The following is a 24,426-nucleotide window of genomic DNA, read 5'->3' on the forward strand; positions in this document are numbered from 1 at the left end:
TGACGGCCTGATACCACGAAATGCATCGGGCCGTTAGTTAATGGCATCGTACAGCGCGGTGTGGATTTTCTGCCATTTCTTGTTCTCTGCATTGGGATCTGCACGCACACGCAGTTGGGCCTGTTCCACATCATACTGCTGACGAGCAACGACCTCTGGTGTAGAACAGAAACTTTGTAGGTAGCTTTTATGCAGTGACGTCAGTGATGCGCCATTCGACATGGCATGGCTGAGTGTATTCATAAACTGCTGGCAGGGTTTAGCCTCATCCATCTGTGAGGGATATCGCAGCAGCAGCTTCAGAACTGCGGTATTCCCCGCGGAAAATGCCTGCTCCGTCCACGCCAGCTTCCAGTCCATCCCCCCTTGCAGAAACAGTGACGTGACGCGGGTATCGTTGCGATCGATAGCCGCTCGCATATTAAAGGTATCCCATGTAATGCCCATTCGGGTCACCGATTCTCGCGCGGAAGGTGCATCACGCCGCGGCTCCTCCTGTACTATCTCAACAGCTTGCCCTGAAGATGCTTGCGGTGCGGGTGCATTGAATAGCCAGAAAGCACCCAGCGAGACTGCCAGTACCATGACACCGACAGCCCCCCACAGCATGCCGGAAATCAGCTGTTCGCGCTCTTCGGCCGTGCGCTGCGCTCGCTTTTCAGGCGGATCGATACTGTCGGCAATTTCCTTTTTATCACCTCCGGCCTGCTCGTCTTTTTGCCTTGCCGTTTCCCAGAATTGACGAACTGTCGACTCATCAGAGTCCAGATATGATGCGGGATTGATACGCGTTCGGCGCTCTTCAAACGCCCGCTGCACAGAATGCGTAATTTGTTGGTACTGGTAATTTAACAGCATCAGCTGTACCGAGCTCAACGACTGCTGAGCAATAATGCCATTACGTGCCAGTCGGCAGTCATCCAGAAACATCCGTAGCGTTAAGCGCGGTTCGACAAACAGCATCAACACTGACGTATCATTAAAAATCTGCGTAAAGTGACGGACAAATAGCTTCTTATCGACCACCATCAACGCCAGTTCGCTAAACAACATGCCGTCCAGCGCATCACGCCCTTCGCCCAGCTTTAACCAGCGGCGCAAGCGTTCGGCGCCAAAGTGCTGCTTCAGGAAACTGTTTAGCGGATGCTGATCAGGCCATACCCGAGCGACGAGGGCTTTGAGCGTTAACTCGATTGCGCGAAGCTGACGCTGCGCCCGCATCTGCGCATCCGTCCCCCCGATTTCGATATCGGTTTGATAGTTCAGGAGCGGCTGTTGCTGGCGTAATTGCTCCAGTGCCGCCACAAAACGCAGCGCGGAAATCAGCTGGTTTTCACTGACATCCTGACCACTTTCATACTGAGGCACACTCTGTTGAAGATGGCGTAAGCGCAACGTGAACTGGCTGAGTTGCGCATCATTCATCTGCAAACGTCTGGCGACAGCCCCCCAACCGCCCAGATTCAGTCGGGCTTGATCGAGTTGCTCCAGAAACCAACGTGGATCTTTGCCCTCTGCCACATGTACGCCTAACAGCAGCAAAATTTCCACCGACGCCTGACGGATGATCCCCAAACAGTGTTCAAAGGGCGCACATGTCGCCTGTAACGTGCTATTGGTCATTATCTTCCCTAAAAGAGCCCAGAAAAGGTGCAGCCTCACGATGTATTTCGTTATCTTTTTATAAACGTGGTACTGCGCAGATTTATACCGCAGTAGACCAGAACACATTCATATAACAAATAAATGTCTTTTACAGTGATAACCACGTAATCATTGAAAATTATTCAGGAGGTAAGCCTGTGCCAGTGTTAAAAACATCACGTCTGACCTGCCGCCCGCTGACGGAGGCCGATTGGGATTTTTTCTTAGCATTACAGCAGCACTCTGGTGTCATGCACTACGTCTCTGATGCACGCTCTGAAGAGAACGTACGGGCAATATTCAACTCGCGCTTACCTGAATGGTCTCCCGGAAGCCCACACTGGCTATGCCTGGTCGTGTGCGATAATGACTCAGGATCGCGACTGGGTGTCACTGGATATGTTCACCAAAATAATGAATGTGCCGAAGTGGGTTTTCTGCTCGCGCCCGAAGCGCAAGGTAAAGGTTATGGCGCGGAGTCCTTGTATGCCGTGTGTGATTTTGCGTTTACCACCGGCGGGCTACGTCGTATGACGGCCTGCGTCACCGCAGGTAATTATGCCTCACGATGCCTGCTGGAAAAGGTGGGATTCGTTCACGAAGGTACGCTGCGCGAAAGCTACTGGCTGCATCAAACCTGGCACGATGACTGGATTTTCGGCCTGCTAAAGCAGGAATATCAGCCACCCACATCATAAGGCGTTTTACTGAAAAAATGGGCTGCATGGCAACTACCGTAACGGGATGCTTTCTCTAGAATGGCTCTCTTTGCGGAGAAATCAGTATGTACCACCATTCATCACATTTTACGCCCGCTTGTATCGCCTTTATTAAACAGGGACAAGGATTGTCACTGGAAAAATATCAGGATGAACGTGGAGTCTGGGTCATTGGCTACGGGCATGAAATCACCGCAGGTGAAACCTTCAACAGCCCTATTTCAGTGGCACAGGCAGAAACACTGCTGCTCACGGATCTTTCCGCCTGCGAGGAATTAATCCATACGAAGTTTCCGCAGTTGGAAGATCTGTTTCAGCTGGAAGCGTTAATTGCGTGGATATTTAGCGTGGGGATAACCCAATTTTGCACATCAGGAATGTGGCCTGCTCATATTTCACAGCCAGAGATGCTCTGACTGTGAAATAAGCGTTGGTTAATTTACTTCGTTTAACATCATTGCCGCCTGGGTACGGTTTTTTACCTCCAGGCGCTGATACAGCGATTCCAGATGTGCTTTTACCGTTCCGGTGCTGATATTTAACATGCGGCCAATTTGCTTATTGGACTCTCCGGCAGCCAGCATGGTCAGGATCTCTCGCTGGCGCGAACTTAATGTTTTAATATTGTGGCTACCACTCTCGATTGGCGTTAAGCAATCTCTGGGGTAAAACATCATGCCCATGGCAACGCTATTAAGCGCCAGTGTGAACGTTTCTGCGTCAGAGTCGCGCGGCACAATGGCCAGCACATTTAACCGTGCTACCTCTTGCAGCCACTTTTTACGGCAATCCGTGGCGGTTATCAGTACTTTTACCGTCGAATAGCGCTGCGCAAGTTGTTGGAGTAATCCAAGGCAGAACTCACCGTCAAGATCGCCATCAAGCATGACTAACGCTTCCGGATTTGCTTCCAGTTTTTGCCAAAGGTCATCTGCCTGACTGACACCCTGAACATTCACTCCTGGAATTCGTTGCTGCAAACTTACATTCATTCCATGAATAAATATTGACTGCCTGTCAAACATTATTACCTGCATTATTAACTCTCCGTCTGAAAAATAGTGTTCTTGAGACGTGAAAGGGTATTATTCACGAGGAAAAATAAGAATTCACCATTTGGCAGGGGTCATTCTACCGATAACCGAAGAATAAAGAAGCAGGTGTTATAAATAGTTACAGCTCAAGAAAAAGGATTACACAAAGCGGGCAGATCAGGATAGATCTCTAAGATATTCCTCATTTATCGCGGATCAGAATTCTTTATTAATATTAATTTTTCAGAGAATACATTATTCGCTGAAAATAAGTAATCCTGAACAAACAATGAATATGTTACAAATGACAATATAGCATTAAGTGCTCATTCAACAGATACTGTGTCTACTGAATAAGCACGTTGCAGAGTTACAGGAACATCCCGCCAGATACCTCAATACGTTGTGCCGTCATCCAGGCGAGCTCATCGCTGAGCAACGCGGCGATGGCATCCCCAATATCATCCGGCAGCCCAACGCGCCCCAGCGCCGTTTGCGAGGCGATATAGGCATTTAGCTGTGCATTATCCCGTACGTTCCCTCCGCCAAAATCGGTCTCAATCGCGCCGGGCGCAATAATATTCGCCGTAATACCGCGTTCTCCCAGCTCTTTAGCCTGATAACGGGTGAGCACTTCCATCGCCCCTTTCATGGCGGCATAGGCGCTGTAGCCCGGTAGAGCAAAACGCGCCAGACCGGTCGAGACATTGAGGATCCTTCCCCCCTTGTTCATCAGCGGAAGAAGACTCTGCGTCAGGAAAAATGGCCCCTTAAACTGAATGTTCAACAGTTGGTCAAATTGCGCTTCGGTGAATGCAGAGTACGGCGCATTAATGCCGATTCCGGCATTGTTCAATAAATAATCAAACCCTTCGCTGTGCCACTGTGTCTTTAAGGTATGCTTCATCTGTTCAACGAAGGATGGGAAAGTTGAAATATCGCCGACATTTAACGGTAATGCCGCTGCTTTTCCACCAGATTGCCGAATTTCATCCACAACCTGCTGCGCCTCTTTTTCATTGCTGTTCCACGTCAGGACGATACCTATTCCTTTGTTCGCCAGCTTAAGTGCCGCGTTTTTACCGAGCCCACGACCGCCACCGGTCACTAATGCGATACGTTGCGTCATAAGAAACCTCATTTCAGGTGTTGTGATGATTGAGACAAAGCTTATTAGGTGGTAGAAGAACAATAAATATCGCTAATTGCGCATTACTGTTTCATTCTGAACAACAATAGGGCATGAGAATGGATAAAATTCACGCAATGCAGTTGTTCATCCGCGTCGCAGAACTGGAGAGTTTTTCGCGTGCGGCAGATACCCTTGGACTTCCTAAAGGTAGCGTATCGCGCCAAATTCAGGCCCTGGAAAATCACCTGGGTACACAACTTCTGCACCGCACTACCCGGCGCGTTCAACTGACGCAAGACGGCATGATCTATTACGAACGTGCAAAAGATCTGTTGAGCAATCTGGATGAACTGGATGGGTTGTTCCATCACGATCCAGCCAGTATCAGCGGTAAGCTGCGAGTCGATATGCCTATTGGTGTCGCAAAAAATCTGGTCATGCCCCGCCTGCCCGCTTTTCTGCATCAGTATCCGGGGCTAGAGCTTGAACTCAGCAGCAGTGACCGCCTGGTAGACTTAATTCGTGAGGGTTTCGACTGCGTCGTACGCGTTGGCACACTGAAAGATTCGGGGTTGATTGCCCGACCGCTGGGGAAACTCACGCAGATTAACTGTGCCAGCCCACAATATCTGACCCGCTTTGGTTATCCGGAAAGCCTGGAGGATTTGGCCTCACATGCCGTGGTGCATTACTCGGTGAATTTGGGTACGCGCGCACCGGGTTTCGAGGTGGCGACAGACAATGGGACTGCATGGGTAAAAACAGGCGGCATGCTGACGGTGAACAGCACCGAAACCTATCATGCAGCATGCCTTGCCGGGCTGGGCATTATTCAGGTACCACGCGTCGGGGTGCGTGAAGCCCTTCGCACCGGTACGCTGGTTGAAGTGTTGCCGCAATATCGGGCCGAGCCCATGCCCGTTTCTTTGCTGTATCCACATCGCCGTAACCTTTCCCGCCGGGTGCATCTGTTCATGGAATGGTTGACCGGTGTGATGAAAGACTATGTGGATTAGCCCATTTTTCGGGAAGTGGGTCTGAGCGGCTATAATGTCATGAGTAAACAAAATAAGGACTACCGATCGGATGACGCAGGAACACGACGCAAATCACTCTACGCCTGAACAACAGCAAACCACCACAACGCCGGTGAAAAACGCCAAAGCGAACCAGGCGCTGAAAACAGCCATAACCTTCGCAGATAAAATTCAACGTCAACCTGTTATCGCCCACCTGATCCGCGCTGCAGAGCGTTTTAATGACCGAATGGGGAATCAGTTTGGCGCAGCCATCACATATTTCTCGTTCCTGTCGATGATCCCCATCCTGATGGTGTCGTTTGCGGCGGCCGGTTTTATTCTCGCCTCACACCCCACATTATTACAGGATATCTTCAGTAAAATATTGCTCAACGTTAGCGATCCGACGTTGGCCTCGACGCTGAAAAACACCATCAATACTGCCGTTCAGCAACGTACCACCGTGGGTCTGGTGGGGCTTGGCATCGCCCTCTACTCTGGTATCAACTGGATGGGAAACCTGCGTGAAGCTATTCGTGCACAGTCGCGGGACGTCTGGGAACGCACACCGCAGGATCAGGAAAAAATATGGGTTAAATACCTGCGTGATTTTGTCTCATTGATTGGATTGCTGATTGCGCTGATCGTGACGCTGTCGATTACCTCCATTGCTGGTTCTGCCCAGCAAATGATCATCTCGGCACTGTATCTCGACGGTATTGAATGGCTGAAACCCGCATGGCGGTTGATTGGCCTGGCGATCTCCATTTTCGCCAACTATTTGCTGTTCTTCTGGATTTTCTGGCGTCTGCCGCGCCATCGCCCGCGCAAGAGAGCGTTGATTCGTGGCACATTTATCGCCGCACTGGGATTTGAAGCGATCAAAATGATTATGACGTATACGCTGCCATCGTTGGTGCAATCACCGTCGGGTGCGGCATTTGGCTCGGTACTTGGACTCATGGCATTTTTCTACTTCTTCGCCCGTCTGACCTTGTTCTGCGCGGCCTGGATTGCCACCGCAGAGTACAAAGATGACCCGCGCATGCCGGGGAAAACGCACCGCTAATCTACCCTTGGAAGCCGGGTGGCGCTGTGCTTCTCCGGCCAACCATACGTACTTGCTTCGTCATCCAACGCATTATCAGAACATAAATCCAACCTGTAACTTTTATTTAACCAAAAACCAGTTTTATCAACTAAGTTTTAAATTGTGTGAAGCATTTCATAGAAGTGAAAACGCCAGCCTAAAAATTATCCCCTTTTTGACTTTATTTTGACCAGGCTCAGCGTTTGTTACAGATTGAAATGTCTCTTTTGCTGTGCGTAATATGACCTTTCGTTCGACCCAAAATAAGAAAATATTATGCAAGCAACCGCCACAACACTCGATAACGAACAGGAACACGCCCCGATCAACTCGCGCAATAAAGTCGTCGTCGCGTCGCTCATCGGCACCGCTATTGAGTTCTTCGACTTCTATATTTACGCGACCGCGGCGGTGATCGTGTTCCCCCACATCTTCTTCCCGCAGGGTGACCCAGCGGCGGCAACGCTACAGTCGCTGGCTACCTTTGCTATCGCCTTCGTGGCCCGTCCGATCGGCTCTGCCGTATTCGGCCATTTCGGCGATCGTGTTGGGCGTAAAGTCACGCTGGTTGCTTCACTGCTCACCATGGGGATTTCAACGGTCGTCATCGGTCTGCTGCCGGGTTATGAAACCATCGGCATTTTCGCCCCGTTGCTGCTGGCGCTGGCGCGTTTTGGCCAGGGTTTAGGCTTGGGAGGTGAATGGGGCGGCGCTGCACTGTTGGCAACGGAAAACGCGCCGCCGCGTAAACGTGCACTGTACGGTTCATTCCCGCAGTTGGGTGCGCCTATCGGTTTCTTCTTCGCTAACGGCACGTTCCTGTTGCTCTCCTGGCTGTTGACCGATGAGCAATTTATGAGCTGGGGATGGCGCGTACCTTTCATTTTCTCTGCCGTACTGGTCATTATCGGTCTGTACGTCCGTGTTTCGCTCCACGAATCGCCGGTATTTGCCAAAGTCGCCGCAGCGAAAAAACAGGTAAAAATCCCGCTGGGCACTCTGCTGACAAAGCATGTTCGCGTGACCATCCTCGGCACGTTCATCATGCTGGCGACCTATACGCTGTTCTATATCATGACCGTCTACTCGATGACGTTCAGTACCGCCGCAGCACCTGTGGGTCTTGGCTTACCGCGTAATGACGTATTGTGGATGCTGATGATGGCGGTGATTGGCTTCGGCGTGATGGTACCGGTGGCTGGTCTGCTGGCCGATGCGTTTGGTCGTCGCAAAAGCATGCTCATCATCACCACGCTTATCATTCTGTTTGCACTGTTTGCCTTTAAGCCGTTGCTGGGTTCCGGTAGCCCGGTGCTGGTGTTCGCCTTCCTGTTGTTGGGGTTGAGCCTGATGGGGCTGACATTCGGCCCGATGGGGGCACTGCTGCCGGAGTTGTTCCCGACCGAAGTTCGCTACACGGGCGCATCATTCTCGTATAACGTCTCGTCGATTCTCGGTGCCTCTGTTGCCCCTTATATTGCCGCATGGCTGCAGGGGAACTACGGTCTGGCGGCGGTAGGAACCTATCTGGCATCAATGGCAGCGTTAACCCTGGTAGCACTGTTGTTAACCCATGAGACACGACATCAGTCATTGTGATTTTTTACCGGATGACGGTGTAACCCCTTCTCCGGCCTGGGTTGAGCATAAAATCCAGGCCGGATAAACATCCGGCCAGACATCACTGCTTCATCTGCGACAAAATCGCCCGGCACTGATTCGTTTCATTTTCAGACGGAGAAATCAGCGCCAACAGCGCCGCCGCTGGCGTAACCAGCGTTGCCAGCGCGGCAGCCACCGCACCACGCGCAATCAACGGCCCAGCTTTTACCCCGGCCTGTGGGTTCTTAAATGTCCCGCGAACATACAGTGGTGAACGCAGGGTAATAATACGAATGCCTTTGCTCTCCGGGTCGATGGTTAAATCCAGTTGCTCCGATGCAAAGCTTGCAGTCCCGGTCACGTTGATCACCGCGTTTTCCGTGTCGAACGCGAAAATTTGCGGGCGCGCGATGCCATTGACGATATCCAGATTTGCCGCTGCGCAGTTCACCCGTACTTCGTCATCACCGAATATTTGCCCGACGAGATAGTTACCCAGATTCAGCCCAACGATCTCCATCAGATTGCGACTGACCAATCCATCATTCATCAACAGCTTCAGGTTACCGTTGCTGTTACCCAGCAGCGCAGCCACTGAATTTCCGCTACCGCTCAGCCTGGCGTCACCGTTCATCTCACCGAGCGTTTTCTGCATCAGCGCCACATCCGGCATCAGTGCTTTTAGCTTAAGCCGCCGCGCCTGAATATCCGCCTGCCCCCGCATCGGCTTTTTATCCCCTTCCAGATGGATGCTGGAAACAATGCTGCCCCCTGCCAGGCCAAAATTCAGTGGTTGCAGGCGCAGATCAGCATTTTTCAGGAGGATATGGGTGGAGAGATCGCTGATGGGCAGGCTGCTACCGTGCTCAATCCGTTGCCCTTTGAAACGCACGTCAGCATCCATCACGTTCCATTTATCGGTTTCAAAACGGTCATACGGCAAGACTTTGCCTGCGGGTTGCACGCTGGTCTCACCTTTGCGTCGTTCAGATTGTTTTGCCCGCCCGGCCCCTTTACCAGAATCAACGCCAATCAACGGTCCTAAATCCGCCAGTCGAAGCTGGCGTGATTCAACGTCGCCTTTCAGCATCGGGCGCGGCTTGCCGGTGGTATAGGCAAGCGTTCCGTGAATATCGCTATCGCCAATGCGACCATTAAAATGACGGTATTCAAAAAGAGAGGGCTTTTCCGGATCGATTTTCGCCACCAGACGCCCGTCCGTTTCAAACGGTGGCGTATCCGGTAACAGCACACCGGTCAAATCGTATAAATCCCCGAGTGAATCACCCGAGAATTTAAGCCGCAGATCCACGCCGCCCATATTCATCGGATCATTAATCGTGCCGCTAAATACCACGCGCGTGTTGCCCGAGCGAAAGTCAGCCTGTATCGGAAAAGGGGTACCTTCGCCGCGTAACGCCAGCATCCCGCCTATTTTTCCCGTTCCGGTTAGCGGTTCACCGTTGTAGCGACCCAGGGCTTTCAGACCAAAAACGTAATCCTCAACGCTGGCGTCCCCTTCTTTGCTGTTGGTGCCTGTCACTTCGCTAAACGGTAGCGGCTTGCCTAATGGATCGACCAGGATCTCCAGCTCAGATTGCGTCACCTTATCGTTAACAATGATACGCCCTTGATCGAACAGAATACTGTCCAGGCGAAATGACCAGGCAGAAGAAGTGGCGCTCGGATCGCGGTTTTTATCCCCAGCGAGCGTAAAGGTCCAGTTGTTGGTTTCCTTCGACAGCCGAATGAGCCGCGCATCAGGTTTCACCAGCTTGACCCACGGCAACCAGATGGTTTTTGTCAGCAGTGCCAACGGGGCAAGCGTCACCTCAACGCGGGGGAGGTGTACCATTGTGATGTCGGGAATATCTGGCGGGTTGCCGAGGATAATATCTTCAGCATGAACATGCGGCCACGGAACCCAACTGCGCCAGCCGGTTTCCTGCTTCTGGCGTTCCCAGACGACGCCCAGGTCACCGCGTATGGCGAATGGACGGTTAAGTTCAGTAGAGACTTTCTGGTTGATGGTCGGTTTGAGCCGGTTCCAGTCAAATGTCGCAATCACAATGATGAGCACGACGATCAACAACAAGAAAACCCCTGCTATGGATGTGGCTACTTTGCTTGTTTTCGTCACTTTTTCCTCCTGACTTCCTCCCTTGCCTGACCTAAAGATAGTCCAGCAGGGCGAAAAGGAGGCACGCTACATCCCCATCAAAGCGACAGAATCACCTCTTCAAGGGTGCTCAGTGGCACCGGACGAGAGAGGAAATAGCCCTGTGCAGCAAAAGCCGGTGAGTTTTGCACATCGCGCCACTCTTCCAGGGTTTCAACACCTTCAACAATCACGCCACGGCAATAGCGGTTCATAAGCTGGAGCAGCAAAGTGAAGAGATTACGGCCTTCCGGCGTCTGACGCAGCATCACAAACAGATCCCGCGCCACTTTGATGTAGTCGTAGCTCACCTCGCTAAGGGCCGAGAAATTGGCCATCCCGGTACCAAAATCATCCAGCCAGAGCGGGCCGAATTCGCACATCGAGGCAAACGACGACCCCTTCGGTAAGCGGATATGCTCGACCAACTCAAAGCGCAACCAGGGCAGGCATTCAATGATTTTCAGGATCTCGGGGTCCTGGCGCATCGCAATGAGCGTCGGGCCATCGACATTGACGGAGGCCAGCAGATCGTGGGCTCTGAAAAAATCACTTTTCAGTTCAAGTTGTTCAAGCTGCTCTTTCACTACCTCAACGCGATGCCGAACAGCAACTTCAGCAAAATAACGGTCTGGCGCAATGCGTTGAGAAGGGTTATCAGGATGGCTCACGACGGTTAGCAGCTCAACGGCCATCAGCCGACCATTGGTCTGGTAAATGGGCTGATAAGTGTAAGCACGCTCGCACTGCAGCCAATAGCGTCGCTCCTGCAAGCATTCGATACTCGCATCTGGCGTAATTAGCTGCTGGGTGACCTGCTTTATCATCTGAGGTGTCCTGTAAATAAGAGTGTGACTGACCGGACTCGTCAAAGGTTATCGGCGCTCAGGCGCAGAACTTTACGTTCAGCAGTACGCAAAATAAAAACAGCAGCAAAAACGACACAGAACACGTTCTGGCTCAAAAAAATAATGGAACGTTGTTTTAATATAGTTGACCACTTAACACCCACAGCGCACACTAACGCTAATTTTTTTCAGAGCAGGTTACGACTATGTCCAGGAAGATTGCCGTGATTGGCGAATGCATGATTGAGCTGTCACAGAAAGGCGCTGACGTTCAGCGCGGATTCGGTGGCGACACGTTGAATACATCCGTTTATATTGCCCGTCAGGTCGATTTTGCGGCCCTTTCCGTACATTACGTCACGGCGCTGGGCACGGACAGTTTCAGCCAGCAAATGCTGGAATCCTGGCAGGGCGAAAACGTCGATACGTCATTAACCCAGCGTATGGAAAACCGTCTGCCGGGTCTCTATTACATTGAGACTGACAGTACTGGCGAGCGCACCTTCTATTACTGGCGTAATGAAGCAGCGGCGAAATTCTGGCTGGAGAGCGAACAATCCGACGCCATTTGCAAAACGTTAGCGACATTCGACTACCTGTACCTGAGCGGAATCAGCCTGGCGATTTTAAGCCCGGCCAGCCGTGAGAAACTGCTGTCGCTGCTGCGCGAGTGCCGCGCCAACGGCGGCAAGGTCATTTTTGACAACAACTACCGCCCGCGTCTGTGGAGCAGCAAAGAAGAAACTCAGCAGGTGTATCAGCAGATGCTGGAGTGCACCAATATTGCGTTCCTGACGCTGGACGATGAAGACGCGCTATGGGGTGAAAAACCCGTAGAGGACGTGATTGCCCGGACTCACGCAGCTGGCGTACAGGAAGTGGTTGTGAAGCGCGGCGCAGACTCTTGCCTGGTGTCCATCGAGGGTGAAGGACTTATCGATGTACCGGCTGTAAAATTACCGAAAGAGAAAGTGATCGATACCACAGCGGCAGGAGACTCCTTCAGTGCCGGGTACCTGGCAGTACGTTTAACCGGCGGCGATGCCGCAGAAGCCGCTAAACGCGGCCACCTGACGGCAAGCACAGTTATTCAGCATCGCGGAGCGATTATCCCACGCGACGCCATGCCGCAATAACGTGTTGTTCTTCCAGGCCGGATAAGGCGTTAACACCGCATCCGGCATTGGGTACGCCGGGAGCGCTTCGCTTGCCCGGCCTACTCGTTACGATACCCTTTACTGTACTGCCGGAATATCCGTCACTTCTGGGTGAGATTCATCCGTTTCAACCGGCGTTGCCACAGCAGTCGCTGGCACCATGATGCTATCCCATGTCGCCTGCAGATCCTTCATGTTGAACTCAGGTTCCCCTTTCGGCTGAAGCAGAATGAGAGCCATATCCTGCGATAGCTGTTGACGCAAATCCTGATTCAACATCTCAACGGTCAGACCATTAAGGAAGTTCTGCCGTAAACGCTGATACTGTTCTGGCGCGATATCCACCACCTGGTTTTGCAACGAGCGCAAACGCTGGCTGATCAAAATATCGGTATCGGTGCGGCCGTAGGTGGCAAACAGTTTCTGCAATTCCAGATTTTTTTGCGCCACCAGCGCATTGAACTCTTCTTCCGGCAGGCCCTTGTCCCGCACTTTCGCCAGTTCGCGTGCCACCGTGCCCAGGTTCGCATTTAGCTTATCGTTCGGCGATTCAACGTTAATGGCGCACTGTGCACGCAGGAACAGCACCCGACAATCAAAGCCGAGGCCGATGTCTTTCGCGTTGTTCCTGGATAACGTCTGCTGAATATGCCAGAACAGCGCTTCACGGGCTAAATCGGCACGCCAGTAGCGTAACAACGCGGCGGATTCACGAATAGGTTGCCACGGCGCGTCCCACATGATGGAAAGACGATCCTGGCGGACCGCATCGGTCATAATGCTTACCGCTTCCGCACGCAGTGGAGAGAGCGTAGGCACCGGTGCCGGCGTTTCACGTTTTCCTTTTAACTCACCGAAGGTTTTATTGATTTGCTCAGCCACGCTGCGCGCGTCAACGTTACCGACGATAATTAGCGTCATTGCGTCCGGGGTATACCATTTCTGGTAGAACGACTGAATTTTTGCTGCATCAATCGGCTTTTTCAGCGGATCGGCGGGATCGTGTCCTAACAGCGTGGAGCCTTTCAGACGATAACGCCACCACCCTTCTTTGGTATCCGTCGGCCATGTTGCCACCATATCTTCGCTGCTCAGCGCATGGTTAACCGTTTCAGGGGTAATGGTCAGCTTGCCGGAGATATTCGCCAGATATGAGAGCGACTCTTTCAGCAGGTCATTCCGGCTATTGGGCAAACTAAGGTTATACAGCGTGGAATCATAGGAAACGATAACGGGCGGCATGGGGCGTTTAGGATCAAACCCCTGCTGCCACAGAGAACGGGCTTGCGTGGCATCAAGGCCACCGCTTTGCGTCAGCGCGATACGTGGGATCGCATGGCTAAAACCACTCTGTTGCGTACTTTCGGTGAGTGAACCGGTATTTACCAGCAGGCGAACCTCAATACGGTCGCTGGGGCGCTGGGGGGTGGCTAACACTTGCCACTGGAGGCCATTCGCCAGCGTGCCCTGTTGCCACGCCGGGTCAGGCTGGAGCGCATCTGCCTGCACATAGCCGGCAGAGGCCATCATCAGCAAGCCGCCCGCTAAAAGTCGAATTTTTGTGCCCTGCATGTGAACCCCTGATCAACTATCCTGGTAATAAAAAGACAGCCCTGAGAAGGACCCTCTGAATATGACGTTAAAAACACTTCGTGTTAGACCGCAAGAACATAAAAATGTCACGGAAGAAGTGAAAAAATCCCGAAACCGTCGAACAGACAGTTTCAGGCACAGGGGGTAATTATGCGCAAACGCCCGCAGTCCTGGAAGGGACTACGGGCATAAGTGACGAGATTAAGAGGATAAATCGTGCGTTTTGCCATCCGGCGCACGATTATTCAGCACATCATCAAGCTTTTTGTGGTCCAGTTCTTTCACCCATTTAGCCACAACGACCGTTGCCACACCGTTACCGACCAGGTTAGTCAGCGCACGCGCTTCAGACATAAAGCGGTCAATACCCAGGATGAGCGCCAGACCCGCTACCGGCAGATGCCCGACTGCAGAAATCGTCGCGGCCAGCACGATAAAGCCACTTCCGGTCACGCCCGCCGCACCTTTCGAGGAGAGCAGCAGCACCACCAACAGGGTTATCTGATGGAAGATATCCATATGACTATTGGTGGCCTGTGCGATAAACACCGCCGCCATCGTCAGATATATCGATGTTCCATCAAGGTTAAACGAGTAACCGGTGGGAATAACCAGACCAACGACGGACTTCCGGCAACCCAGTTTTTCCATCTTATCAAGCATACGCGGCAGCGCGGACTCGGAAGAAGAGGTCCCCAGAACGATCAGCAGTTCTTCACGGATATATCGGATAAACTTAAAGATGCTGAAGCCGGTTGCGCGGGCAATCGAGCCCAGCACCACGACCACAAACAGGATACAAGTGATGTAGAAGCAGATAATCAACTGACCCAGCTGCACCAGCGTTCCGACGCCATACTTACCGATGGTAAAGGCCATGGCACCGAAAGCACCGATCGGCGCCAGGCGCATGATCATGTTGATAATGCCGAAAATAACCTGCGAGAAACTTTCAATGACGTTGAAAATCATCTGGCCTTTGCTGCCCAGACGGTGCAGGGCAAAACCAAACATCACCGCGAACAACAATACCTGCAGGATGTTGCCGCTGGCGAACGCGCCGATAACGCTACCCGGGATAATATCCATCAGGAAGCCCACGATCCCCTGGTCTTTTGCCTGCTCGGCGTAAATCGCTACCGCTTTGGCATCCAGCGTTGCCGGGTCGACGTTCATCCCGGCACCGGGTTGCACCACGTTGACGATGATAAGACCAATGATCAGCGCAATCGTACTAACCACTTCAAAATAAAGCAGTGCAACCGCACCTGTGCGGCCTACTGCTTTCATACTTTCCATACCTGCAATGCCGGTAACGACAGTACAGAAGATAACAGGTGCGATGACCATCTTAATGAGCTTAACGAACGCGTCGCCAAGCGGTTTCATTTGGGCGCCTAATTCAGGGTAGTAATGGCCAAGGAGGATACCAATGGCAATTGCTGTCAGGACCTGAAAGTAAAGGCTTTTGAAGATAGAGGTTTTCATAGGGTGTCCTTAAAGTAAAAACCACAGGTCTTGTAAGGTTTTGTTTAACCTGCGGCCTTAAAGTAACACCCACACAACATGACAGAAATGCACCTGGATCATAATTGATACAAATTTGTTAAAAATTTTGAACTGGCTCGCACAAGCGCTACCTTTTTTAACTTTTGTAATCAGCGGATTCCTTCGCTAAATAACGTTCTTCGAAGATATCTGCCGGAACCGGACGGGCAAACAGGAATCCTTGCGCGACTTCCACCCCTGCCTGTGATAACCAGTCGCGTTGTGCTTCGGTTTCAACGCCTTCCGCAATCATTTGCAAATTGAGGCTATGAGCCAGCTGAATAATGGCAGAAATCATACTGCTATCCTCTGGTAAGCCTTCAACAAACATCTTATCGATTTTGAGCACATCAACTGGCAGTGACTTCATGTGTTGCAACTGTCGCAGACCCGCATAGCCCATACCAAAATCATCCAACGCAATTCGTACCCCCGCATTGCGCAGAGGACGCAGGATAGCAACAGCGGCGTTTGGATCATCGATATGCCGGCTTTCAGTCACTTCAAGAATCAAGGTACCGGGCTTAATGCGATATCGGTTTAACAACTCCAGCAGATCCGACACCATACTCGGGTGCATCAGTTGTAGCGCAGACAGATTCACCGACAGCGGTAACATCAGACCACGTTCCTGCCAGGCCGCAAGCTGGCGACAAGACTCCTCCAGCACCCAATATCCAACCGTCACCATCAGACCACAGGATTCAATCCTGTCAATTAACCCTTCCGGTAATTCCCAGCTTCCGTCTGCCTGCTGCATCCGCAATAAAGCTTCAGCACTCAACATCTTGCCGCTGGCGATCTCTACCTGCGGCTGCATCCACAGCGCAAATTGCTGGTGATCAAGCGCGGTCAGAATGTCGTTCTCTTCGGTCAAACGCTGCTGTGCTTCTTCCATTTGTTGCGGATCAAAGAATTGGATCTGGTTTTTACCCTTGCGACGCGAGGTTAACACTGCCGATAGCGCGCGGCTGTATAACTGTTCCGCCGTCAAATCGCCGTAGTACATCGCCACCCCAATATTGCAGCTCGGGCGTAGCTGGATACCCTGAATGGGCAACCGTTCATTCATAATAGTGAGTACTTGCTGACCTAATGTGATTGCATGCCAGGGTTCCTTCACACCGTGCGCTATAATCGCGAAGTCATAGCCGCTTACCTGAGTAAGCACCATTCTGGGTGCCAGCACCGATCTCAGTTTCTCGACCAGCGTCAACAGCAGGATTTCCCGCTGGGTCTCGGTCAATACACCGGCGGTATCACGCAGGGTTTCGCAGGTGACAATCATCAGCGCAGTTGTTTGCGGGCCAGTAACAATCTGCTCAAGTAGTCCCATTAAGAACGTCTTATTTGGCAGTTCAGAGACCGGAAAACGCATCGAATTGTCGTTCTGCTCTTCACTGTGGCGCAGGACCAGTTGCTGATTCAGATTGTAGCTACGCACCAACATCCCAATCTCATCATCCTGATGCATAGGCGGTAATGCCAGTTGATAGCCGATCAGTTCCTGCTGCGGAATATCGTTCAGTTCGCGAGCAATTTTGCGTAACGGGTGCACAATCAGGCGGTTAATACACCAGGAAATGGCTACCGACAGGATTAACGACAAAAGTAAGTAAATGGTCACTAACGTTGAAAGCGTGCTCGTCACGAATTTGTACATGCGGTATGAATCCGCCTGTAGCACCAGATACGCCAGCGGCTGTGGATTGGCGGAGCGCTCAAGAGAATAAACCGGGAGCGAAATCTGCACCGGCAGTTCAAACAGTCGAGTCACTGTAACCGGAACGGGGCGTTCAGGGATAAAGCTCATCCGCAATGCCTGAAACTGGTTGGGCAGTACCACATCCGCACGACTGACCACGCCAGCAGGCTGGATACGGCTTAAAATCATTTCCGCTTCGGGGATATCCCCCTTCAGGATGGCGGCCGACAGAGGTTCACGGACGGAGCGAGCGATGCTTTCCAGTTGCGTAGCCGTGTTGTAGCGGTTCTGCTGGACCAAATGGAACAACAAAACGGTGCAAAAAATAAAAACAAACACCATGACAACGGCCGCAACCATCGCCATCTGCTTAATTGTTAACGAGCGACTGACACGCAAACTGACTCTCCACGGATAGACAAAAACTGCCGTCAGAGTATACCCCATCGTAGCGGTATTAAGAGAGGCGGTATCTGAAAACTTCCCAGCGTGCATTATCGCGGCAGGATAGGCACCTGGCGACGAGATTTATCTGCAATTAAGGCGAAAAAGGCCGCAAGATTAAATCCTGCGGCCTGGTTCGGGCGCATGCTGCCATTACGGCAGGCAGACACCCATAGAGCACGTTACTTCCGGTTATGTAGCCAGTTCACTATCAGGCTGGCGATAATGCCAGCGATGATCGGCGCTGCCAGATCGTGCCAGAAGGCTGTGCCCAGTTGCATGAGCGTCATATAGCCGCCTGTGTTGCAATGGCAACGGTTCACGGCTATTCTTGAGTTGTTAAGGTTCAAGTTAGCCCCCGTTTTGTTGCCAGGTTTTTACCAAACAACGTGCGGGGGTTTTCTCTTTCCAGCAACCTATGCCGCCAGGGATCAAGCCCCCGCAACATTGCGCCTCACCGGGATATCCCGGCTTGCTGCTGATTCTACGGTAACCTTTTCGCCCTGGCATCCCGGCGCCATCCACTCTGCGTGAAGCCTCGCAATTACGACGCTACAAATCCGATATGGCTGGAAAGATTGTTGCCAGTTGGCAACTTTCCTGACGCTCCCCTGAAACAAAAACTTCCTAATTCATTGATATTTAAATCTTAATTTTCTGGCACAGCAATTGCTATTTGAGTGTGAGCTGTTCTGTTCCGAATTAAAGGAGATATCATGTCTGACTGTCGTACTTACGGATTCAATACCCAGATCGTTCACGCGGGACAACAACCCGACCCTTCAACCGGCGCGCTCAGTACGCCTATCTTCCAGACTTCAACGTTTGTTTTTGACAGTGCCGAACAGGGTGCCGCCCGCTTTGCGCTCGAAGAGTCCGGGTACATTTATACCCGTTTGGGTAACCCGACCACCGATGCGCTGGAGAAAAAGCTGGCAGTTCTGGAAAGGGGTGAAGCCGCGCTGGCAACTGCATCCGGCATTTCCGCCATCACCACGACGCTGCTGACGCTGTGTCAACAAGGTGACCATATCGTTTCTGCCAGTGCAATTTATGGTTGTACTCACGCATTTCTGTCGCACAGCATGCCGAAGTTCGGCATTAACGTGAGCTTTGTCGACGCCGCGAAACCGGAAGAAATCCGCGCCGCGATGCGGCCGGAAACTAAAGTGGTGTATATCGAAACGCCCGCCAACCCGACGCTCTCATTGGTCGATATCGAAACAGTGGCGGGTATTGCCCACCAGCAGGGCGCTTTGCTGGTCGTGGATAACACCTTTATGTCGCCATATTGTCAGCAGCCTCTGCAATTGGGCGCAGACATCGTGGTCCACAGTGTAACCAAGTACATTAACGGACACGGTGATGTAATTGGCGGCATCATTGTCGGGAAGCAGGCGTTTATCGACCAGGCGCGGTTTGTCGGTTTGAAGGATATTACCGGTGGCTGTATGAGCCCTTTCAACGCCTGGCTAACCCTACGCGGCGTTAAAACATTGGGCATTCGTATGGAACGTCACTGTGAAAACGCGCTGAAAATTGCCCGTTTCCTGGAAGGACATCCCTCCATTACCCGCGTGTATTATCCAGGTCTGACTTCGCACCCACAGTATGAGCTGGGCCAACGGCAGATGAGCCTGTCCGGGGGAATTATCAGCTTTGAAATTGCCGGCGGCCTCGATGCTGGCAGACGGATGATCAATTCTGTAGAATTGTGCCTCCTCGCGGTCAGTCTCGGTGATACCGAAACCCTCATTCAGCACCCAGCGTCTATGACACATTCGCCCGTTGCGCCAGAGGAACGGCTTAAAGCAGGTATTACCGACGGACTTATCCGTCTTTCTGTAGGTCTTGAAGATCCAGAAGATATTATTAACGACCTTGAACACGCCATCAGAAAGGCAACATTCTGACCATTACGACCTGAACCGACGACGTTCGGTTCAGGTCGTTGAGAATCAAGGCACAACAGTCTGGCTATACGCGCACTCCTTTTTTGGGGAGAACGGGTATTTTGGGCAGGGGGTTCTATGCAGGACAACACATTACAATTAAGCAACAATACAGCAACCGCCGTACCATTCTCAAAGAAAATACCGTTTACAAAGTACGATTTTGGCTGGGTATTACTCTGTATCGGCATGGCTATTGGTGCTGGTACAGTTCTGATGCCGGTACAAATTGGCTTAACCGGCATTTGGGTTTTTATTGTCGCCTTTATTATCGCTTACCCGGCAACGTATATTGTGCAGGATATTTATTTAAAAACATTATCCGAAAGTGAAACCTGCAATGACTACACTGATATTATAAGTCATTACCTCGGAAAAAACTGGGGTGTATTCCTCGGTGTAATTTACTTTTTGATGATTATTCATGGAATATTCATCTATTCATTATCCGTTGTTTTTGACAGTGCCTCATATATAAAAACGTTCGGGCTAACCGATACCGACCTTTCGCAATCAATCATCTATAAAGTGGCTATTTTTGCGGTACTGGTCGCCATTGCTTCCGGTGGAGAAAAGCTACTGTTCAAAATCTCCGGTCCGATGGTGGTGGTAAAAGTCGGCATTATCATCATCTTCGGCTTTGCGATGGTTCCACACTGGAACTTCAGCAATATCAGCGCCTTTCCTGAAGCATCGGTCTTCTTTCGTGACGTACTGTTGACCATCCCATTCTGCTTCTTCTCTGCGGTGTTTATTCAGGTGCTGAACCCCATGAATATCGCCTACCGCAAACGGGTGGCTGACCGGGTGCTGGCAACGCGCATGGCCATTCGTACCCACCGCATCAGCTACATTACGTTGATTGCAGTAATCCTGTTTTTCTCATTCTCATTTACCTTTTCGATTAGCCACGAAGAGGCGGTTTCAGCCTTCGAACAGAATATTTCTGCACTGGCTCTGGCGGCGCAGGTCATTCCAGGTCAGATTATTCACATCACCTCCACGATATTGAATATCTTTGCTGTTCTGACCGCATTTTTCGGTATTTACCTGGGTTTCCATGAAGCGATTAAAGGTATTATCCTTAACGTCCTTAGCCGCGTAATTGATGTTGAGAAAATAAACCCATTAGTGCTTACATTGGGTATTTGCACGTTTATCGTTATTACGCTGGTTATTTGGGTTTCGTTCCGTGTTTCAGTGCTGGTATTCTTCCAGTTAGGCAGTCCGCTATATGGAATTGTGTCGTGTATTATTCCGTTTTTCTTGATCTATAAAGTGACGCAACTGGAAAAACTGCGCGGGCTAAAAACCTGGCTAATCCTGATCTACGGGATTTTGCTGTGCCTGTCACCACTGTTAAAACTGATTGAATAATCCGATTACAGCGCCGTCAATGTCTGGCGGCGCTTAACTCACACTCTCAAGCTGGTAGCTACGAATTTTGTTCAATACCGTGGTATGCGATACGCCCAGCGCCTTAGCAATATGCCGCGACGACACATTCTCTTCCACCATCTGCTCAATTATCTGACGCTCAGCGCACTGGACCTGTTCTTTAAACGGACGTTGGGTGTGGCGCAATTCGCCTGCCGACAGATTCGCCATCCCCAGCTCCTCCTGGGTAATAACATCAGATTCGGCCATCAGCATCAGACGAATAATCGTGTTTTCCAGCTCGCGTACGTTACCCGGCCAACTGTGCTGATGCAAAGCGTCAAAACAGGCTTTATCCAGAATAATTCGCCGTTGGAACTCCTTCGCGTATTTCTGCACAAAGTGGCGGATCAGCAGACTGATATCCTGTGGGCGCTCGCGTAAAGGTGGAATGGTGAGTGAAAGTACGTTGATGCGGTAATAGAGATCGGCGCGCAGCAGACGTTGCTCCACCATCTCTTCCAGATTCGCGTTAGTCGCCACAATAATACGCGCATTAACCGGAATGGTTTGCGCCCCGCCAACGCGACGGATCCCCCCATCCTGAAGGACACGCAACAATTTGGCCTGTAAGCTCAGCGACATTTCACCAAACTCATCCAGAAAAAGGGTGCCTTTATCAGCCATTTCAAACAACCCTTTTTTGCCTTTACAGTCCGCGCCACTGAAGGCCCCTTTTTCATAGCCAAAAAATTCACTTTCCATCAGCGACTCGGGAAGTGCTGAACAGTTAACCGGAATAAACGGATAAAAACGCCGTGGCCCGGAATTATGGATGGCCCGGGCAAGCAGTTCTTTACCGGTTCCGGTTTCACCACGCACCAAAACGGTATATTTGCTATCCGCTATTCTGATCGCTTTTTCTATCAGCAGTTGCATGCTCTGGCTGCTGCAAATAATGTCAGAAAAATAACGCGGACGTTCCGGTTCAGACATCGACAGTTCGGTTATCTCTTCGCACAGATAAGCAACGTTAATAATATCAGCACGCTGGCTTAAGCAGGATTGTACGCAGGAAATATCCTGCAACTGGCGACACCAGGATTTAATCAGAATGCGTCCAGGCGTAACTTTCATGGAGATGATATTGATATCACAGCAGGAAAATTCCTTCAGGACATCCTCAACCATCGACAGACGGTCAATTGTTTTAATATCCCAGCGTATCGTGACCACATTTGCTCCTGGTAGTTAGCAACTGCGAAGTAGATATTTCTGTGACAAAAGCCAACCTGACTACATTCTAAACACTATGGAATAATGTTCTGCCAATGGACTCACATTGTGGGAGTAAAAACGAATTATAAAAAAACCGGAGCACAAGGCTCCGGTTATTGGGTCATAACCCACGTTTATTGCTGCGGATTTTCATCCTGGTCAACGGCAAAGCACGCAACCAGTTGGCCGCCGTAGTCTTTCAGCTGTGGCTGGAGTTGGGTACAAGGGCCAAAGCGACGACGGCAACGGGCGTTAAACGCACAGCCCGGTGGCGGATTCAGCGGGCTTGGCAGCTCGCCAGTCAGCTTAATACGCTCACGGCGGTCATCCGGGTTCAGGCGTGGTGTCGCAGAAAGCAGCGCCTGCGTATACGGATGGCGCGGATTATTGAAGATCTGATCCTTGGTGCCCTTCTCCACACAACGACCCAGATACATCACCATCACTTCATCCGCAATATGTTCCACTACCGACAGATCGTGCGAGATAAAGACGTAAGACAGCCCCAGTTCCTGCTGCAGATCCATCATCAGGTTCAACACCTGCGCGCGCACGGATACATCCAGCGCGGAAACGGGTTCGTCGGCAATCACTACGTCCGGGTCAAGCATCAGGCCACGGGCAATCGCAATACGCTGACGCTGGCCACCGGAGAACATATGTGGATAGCGGTCGTAGTGCTCGGTTTTCAGACCCACTTTCGCCATCATCGCCAGCGCTTTTTCACGGCGCTGCTCTTTGCTGAGTGTGGAGTTGATCAGCAACGGCTCTTCCAGAATCTGCCCCACTTTTTTACGCGGGTTCAGCGAGCCATACGGGTTCTGGAACACAATCTGGATTTTCTGTCGACGCAGTTTCTGCGCCTGTGGGTCGTGCTTGAGCAGATCCTGTCCCTGGTAATACAGTTCACCGCCGGTCGGGACTTCAATCATCGTCAGCAGGCGTCCAAGTGTGGATTTCCCGCAGCCCGACTCACCGACTACCGCCAGTGTTTTACCGCGCTCTAAGGTAAACGAAACGCCGTCCAGCGCTTTCACCAGGCGTTCCGGGGCAAACATCCCCTTCTTCACCGGATAGTGTTTTTTCAGATCAATGGCCTGCAACAGCGGCTGTGGCAAAGCGGCCTTTTGCGTACTCATAGCCCAGGCCTCCCGGCATCATCAAGTGGGTAGTGACATTTCGACTGACGACCGCCTTCCAGCTGGTTCAGTTCGGGCTCAACGCTGCGACATTTGTCGGTTGCATAGGGGCAGCGAGGATTCAACAGACAACCGTTCGGGCGGTCATATTTCCCCGGAACCACACCCGGCAACGATGCCAGACGCGCTTTATCCTGAGCAAACTCCGGCAATGCACGCAACAACGCCTGGGTATACGGATGACGCGGCGCGCGGAAAATGTCGTGCGCGGCTCCGGTTTCCACCACCTGACCGGCATACATCACGATAATTTTATGCGCAGCCTCCGCCACCAGCGCCAGATCATGAGTGATCAGAACCAGCGCCATGTTCTCTTTCTGTTGCAGTTCCAACAGCAGTTCAATGATCTGTGCCTGAATGGTCACGTCCAGCGCCGTTGTCGGTTCGTCGGCAATTAGCAGCTTCGGACGACAGGCAATCGCCATCGCGATCATCACACGCTGGCTCATCCCACCAGACAGCTGGTGCGGATACACATCCAGACGCGAGGCCGGGTCAGGGATACCCACCAGCGTTAGCAGGTCAATTGCCCGCTGAACACGCGTTTTTTTATTTCCGCCCTGGTGCACCTTAATGGCTTCCATGATCTGGTAACCGACGGTGTAGCACGGGTTGAGGCTGGTCATCGGGTCCTGGAAGATCATTGCCACTTCCGCGCCTACCAACTGACGACGCTCTTTCTCAGAGATACGTTTCAGATCGCGACCGTTAAACTCCAGATTTTCAGCCATCACGCGGCCGGGGTAGTCAATCAGCCCCATAATCGCCAGCGAACTGACCGATTTACCGGAGCCGGATTCGCCCACAATGCCAACCACTTCACCCTGATTCACACTGTAACTAATACGGTCTACGGCGCGGAATTCGGAACCAACATCGCCGAAGTGCACCGATAATTTATCTACATTTAATAACGCCATCTCGAAC

General features: G+C 51.6%; 20 protein-coding genes. 8 read left to right on the forward strand and 12 right to left on the reverse strand.

Annotation, left to right across the window (positions count from 1 at the left end):
• Positions 1 to 33: 33 nt before the first annotated feature.
• Positions 34 to 1,623 carry an STY4199 family HEPN domain-containing protein gene (locus tag ACLJXE_RS03720; RefSeq protein WP_410750115.1) on the reverse strand — a complete coding sequence of 530 codons (1,590 nt, stop codon included), beginning with the start codon at positions 1,621 to 1,623 and terminating at the stop codon, positions 34 to 36.
• A 179-nt stretch (positions 1,624 to 1,802) separates the two neighbouring features.
• On the opposite strand from ACLJXE_RS03720, the gene ACLJXE_RS03725 reads away from it, so the two are divergent.
• Both ACLJXE_RS03725 and ACLJXE_RS03730 read left to right on the forward strand, forming a co-directional pair.
• Positions 1,803 to 2,342, forward strand: a complete 540-nt coding sequence (locus ACLJXE_RS03725) for a GNAT family N-acetyltransferase (protein WP_410750116.1) — start codon at positions 1,803 to 1,805, stop codon at positions 2,340 to 2,342.
• A gap of 86 nt (positions 2,343 to 2,428) precedes the next feature.
• Positions 2,429 to 2,779: a glycoside hydrolase family protein gene (locus ACLJXE_RS03730; RefSeq protein WP_410750117.1), complete on the forward strand. Its 351-nt coding sequence runs from the start codon at positions 2,429 to 2,431 to the stop codon at positions 2,777 to 2,779.
• Between the two features lie 18 nt (positions 2,780 to 2,797).
• Here the strand turns inward: ACLJXE_RS03730 and ACLJXE_RS03735 are convergent, their stop codons facing one another.
• Positions 2,798 to 3,400, reverse strand: coding sequence for a response regulator transcription factor (locus tag ACLJXE_RS03735; protein ID WP_410750118.1), 603 nt, complete (start codon positions 3,398 to 3,400; stop codon positions 2,798 to 2,800).
• 367 nt (positions 3,401 to 3,767) lie between these two features.
• A complete protein-coding gene (locus ACLJXE_RS03740) occupies positions 3,768 to 4,526 on the reverse strand; it encodes an SDR family NAD(P)-dependent oxidoreductase (protein ID WP_286629927.1) in 759 nt (252 codons plus the stop codon).
• Positions 4,527 to 4,645: 119 nt separating this feature from the next.
• Between ACLJXE_RS03740 and ACLJXE_RS03745 the strand changes: the two genes are divergently transcribed.
• The 3 genes from ACLJXE_RS03745 (at position 4,646) to ACLJXE_RS03755 (ending at position 8,237) form a co-directional block, all read left to right on the forward strand.
• Positions 4,646 to 5,545 carry a LysR family transcriptional regulator gene (locus ACLJXE_RS03745; RefSeq protein ID WP_410750119.1) on the forward strand — a complete coding sequence of 300 codons (900 nt, stop codon included), beginning with the start codon at positions 4,646 to 4,648 and terminating at the stop codon, positions 5,543 to 5,545.
• Positions 5,546 to 5,615: 70 nt separating this feature from the next.
• On the forward strand, positions 5,616 to 6,617 hold the full coding sequence (gene yhjD, locus ACLJXE_RS03750) for an inner membrane protein YhjD (protein ID WP_410750120.1): 1,002 nt from the start codon (positions 5,616 to 5,618) through the stop codon (positions 6,615 to 6,617).
• 297 nt (positions 6,618 to 6,914) lie between these two features.
• Positions 6,915 to 8,237 (forward strand): MFS transporter, encoded by a 1,323-nt coding sequence (locus tag ACLJXE_RS03755; protein ID WP_410750121.1) that lies wholly within the window; start codon positions 6,915 to 6,917, stop codon positions 8,235 to 8,237.
• A gap of 82 nt (positions 8,238 to 8,319) precedes the next feature.
• Here ACLJXE_RS03755 and ACLJXE_RS03760 read toward each other — a convergent pair whose 3' ends face one another.
• Both ACLJXE_RS03760 and pdeH read right to left on the reverse strand, forming a co-directional pair.
• Positions 8,320 to 10,380: an AsmA family protein gene (locus ACLJXE_RS03760; protein ID WP_410750122.1), complete on the reverse strand. Its 2,061-nt coding sequence runs from the start codon at positions 10,378 to 10,380 to the stop codon at positions 8,320 to 8,322.
• Between the two features lie 77 nt (positions 10,381 to 10,457).
• On the reverse strand, positions 10,458 to 11,225 hold the full coding sequence (gene pdeH / locus ACLJXE_RS03765) for a cyclic-guanylate-specific phosphodiesterase (protein ID WP_202037473.1): 768 nt from the start codon (positions 11,223 to 11,225) through the stop codon (positions 10,458 to 10,460).
• A 227-nt stretch (positions 11,226 to 11,452) separates the two neighbouring features.
• Between pdeH and ACLJXE_RS03770 the strand changes: the two genes are divergently transcribed.
• Entirely contained in the window at positions 11,453 to 12,382 is a 930-nt protein-coding gene (locus ACLJXE_RS03770; RefSeq protein ID WP_410750123.1) for a sugar kinase, read from the forward strand.
• Positions 12,383 to 12,481: 99 nt separating this feature from the next.
• Here the strand turns inward: ACLJXE_RS03770 and ACLJXE_RS03775 are convergent, their stop codons facing one another.
• The 4 genes from ACLJXE_RS03775 to ACLJXE_RS03790 form a co-directional block, all read right to left on the reverse strand.
• Positions 12,482 to 13,975 (reverse strand): M16 family metallopeptidase, encoded by a 1,494-nt coding sequence (locus ACLJXE_RS03775; protein WP_271440397.1) that lies wholly within the window; start codon positions 13,973 to 13,975, stop codon positions 12,482 to 12,484.
• A 222-nt stretch (positions 13,976 to 14,197) separates the two neighbouring features.
• Positions 14,198 to 15,484 carry a C4-dicarboxylate transporter DctC gene (dctA, locus tag ACLJXE_RS03780; protein ID WP_048213643.1) on the reverse strand — a complete coding sequence of 429 codons (1,287 nt, stop codon included), beginning with the start codon at positions 15,482 to 15,484 and terminating at the stop codon, positions 14,198 to 14,200.
• Between the two features lie 157 nt (positions 15,485 to 15,641).
• Complete coding sequence (hmsP, locus tag ACLJXE_RS03785; protein WP_137382034.1) at positions 15,642 to 17,648, reverse strand: biofilm formation regulator HmsP; 2,007 nt, start codon at positions 17,646 to 17,648, stop codon at positions 15,642 to 15,644.
• Between the two features lie 227 nt (positions 17,649 to 17,875).
• The gene (locus ACLJXE_RS03790; protein ID WP_040231637.1) at positions 17,876 to 17,983 is read right to left on the reverse strand and encodes a type I toxin-antitoxin system toxin Ldr family protein; all 108 of its coding nucleotides are present in this window, start codon (positions 17,981 to 17,983) and stop codon (positions 17,876 to 17,878) included.
• 426 nt (positions 17,984 to 18,409) lie between these two features.
• Here ACLJXE_RS03790 and megL point away from each other — a divergent pair, with 426 nt between their 5' ends.
• Together megL and ACLJXE_RS03800 are read left to right on the forward strand one after the other, a co-directional pair.
• A complete protein-coding gene (gene megL / locus ACLJXE_RS03795; RefSeq protein WP_286629934.1) occupies positions 18,410 to 19,606 on the forward strand; it encodes a methionine gamma-lyase in 1,197 nt (398 codons plus the stop codon).
• A 117-nt stretch (positions 19,607 to 19,723) separates the two neighbouring features.
• Positions 19,724 to 21,022: a transporter gene (locus ACLJXE_RS03800; RefSeq protein ID WP_410750124.1), complete on the forward strand. Its 1,299-nt coding sequence runs from the start codon at positions 19,724 to 19,726 to the stop codon at positions 21,020 to 21,022.
• Positions 21,023 to 21,055: 33 nt separating this feature from the next.
• On the opposite strand, the gene ACLJXE_RS03805 is transcribed toward ACLJXE_RS03800, so the two are convergent.
• From ACLJXE_RS03805 to dppD, 3 genes are all read right to left on the reverse strand, one after another.
• Complete coding sequence (locus ACLJXE_RS03805) at positions 21,056 to 22,258, reverse strand: sigma-54 interaction domain-containing protein (protein WP_410750125.1); 1,203 nt, start codon at positions 22,256 to 22,258, stop codon at positions 21,056 to 21,058.
• Positions 22,259 to 22,434: 176 nt separating this feature from the next.
• Positions 22,435 to 23,439, reverse strand: coding sequence for a dipeptide ABC transporter ATP-binding subunit DppF (gene dppF / locus ACLJXE_RS03810; RefSeq protein ID WP_043018667.1), 1,005 nt, complete (start codon positions 23,437 to 23,439; stop codon positions 22,435 to 22,437).
• Positions 23,436 to 24,419, reverse strand: a complete 984-nt coding sequence (gene dppD, locus ACLJXE_RS03815; protein WP_286629939.1) for a dipeptide ABC transporter ATP-binding protein — start codon at positions 24,417 to 24,419, stop codon at positions 23,436 to 23,438. The genes dppF and dppD overlap by 4 nt, the downstream gene beginning before the upstream one ends.
• Between the last annotated feature and the right edge of the window lie 7 nt (positions 24,420 to 24,426).

It is taken from the genome of Citrobacter sp. U14242, from assembly GCF_046555775.1.
Classification (GTDB): Bacteria; Pseudomonadota; Gammaproteobacteria; order Enterobacterales; family Enterobacteriaceae; genus Citrobacter.

Bases quoted from the DNA above. Each gene is read 5' to 3' on its own strand.
- ACLJXE_RS03735 (WP_410750118.1), bottom strand. From the start codon at position 3,400: ATGCAGGTAATAATGTTTGACAGGCAGTCAATATTTATTCATGGAATG.
- dctA (WP_048213643.1), bottom strand. From the start codon at position 15,484: ATGAAAACCTCTATCTTCAAAAGCCTTTACTTTCAGGTCCTGACAGCA.
- pdeH (WP_202037473.1), bottom strand. From the start codon at position 11,225: ATGATAAAGCAGGTCACCCAGCAGCTAATTACGCCAGATGCGAGTATC.
- megL (WP_286629934.1), top strand. From the start codon at position 18,410: ATGTCTGACTGTCGTACTTACGGATTCAATACCCAGATCGTTCACGCG.
- ACLJXE_RS03745 (WP_410750119.1), top strand. From the start codon at position 4,646: ATGGATAAAATTCACGCAATGCAGTTGTTCATCCGCGTCGCAGAACTG.
- ACLJXE_RS03730 (WP_410750117.1), top strand. From the start codon at position 2,429: ATGTACCACCATTCATCACATTTTACGCCCGCTTGTATCGCCTTTATT.
- ACLJXE_RS03720 (WP_410750115.1), bottom strand. From the start codon at position 1,623: ATGACCAATAGCACGTTACAGGCGACATGTGCGCCCTTTGAACACTGT.
- yhjD (WP_410750120.1), top strand. From the start codon at position 5,616: ATGACGCAGGAACACGACGCAAATCACTCTACGCCTGAACAACAGCAA.
- dppF (WP_043018667.1), bottom strand. From the start codon at position 23,439: ATGAGTACGCAAAAGGCCGCTTTGCCACAGCCGCTGTTGCAGGCCATT.
- dppD (WP_286629939.1), bottom strand. From the start codon at position 24,419: ATGGCGTTATTAAATGTAGATAAATTATCGGTGCACTTCGGCGATGTT.
- ACLJXE_RS03775 (WP_271440397.1), bottom strand. From the start codon at position 13,975: ATGCAGGGCACAAAAATTCGACTTTTAGCGGGCGGCTTGCTGATGATG.
- ACLJXE_RS03755 (WP_410750121.1), top strand. From the start codon at position 6,915: ATGCAAGCAACCGCCACAACACTCGATAACGAACAGGAACACGCCCCG.
- ACLJXE_RS03790 (WP_040231637.1), bottom strand. From the start codon at position 17,983: ATGACGCTCATGCAACTGGGCACAGCCTTCTGGCACGATCTGGCAGCG.
- ACLJXE_RS03740 (WP_286629927.1), bottom strand. From the start codon at position 4,526: ATGACGCAACGTATCGCATTAGTGACCGGTGGCGGTCGTGGGCTCGGT.
- ACLJXE_RS03800 (WP_410750124.1), top strand. From the start codon at position 19,724: ATGCAGGACAACACATTACAATTAAGCAACAATACAGCAACCGCCGTA.
- ACLJXE_RS03770 (WP_410750123.1), top strand. From the start codon at position 11,453: ATGTCCAGGAAGATTGCCGTGATTGGCGAATGCATGATTGAGCTGTCA.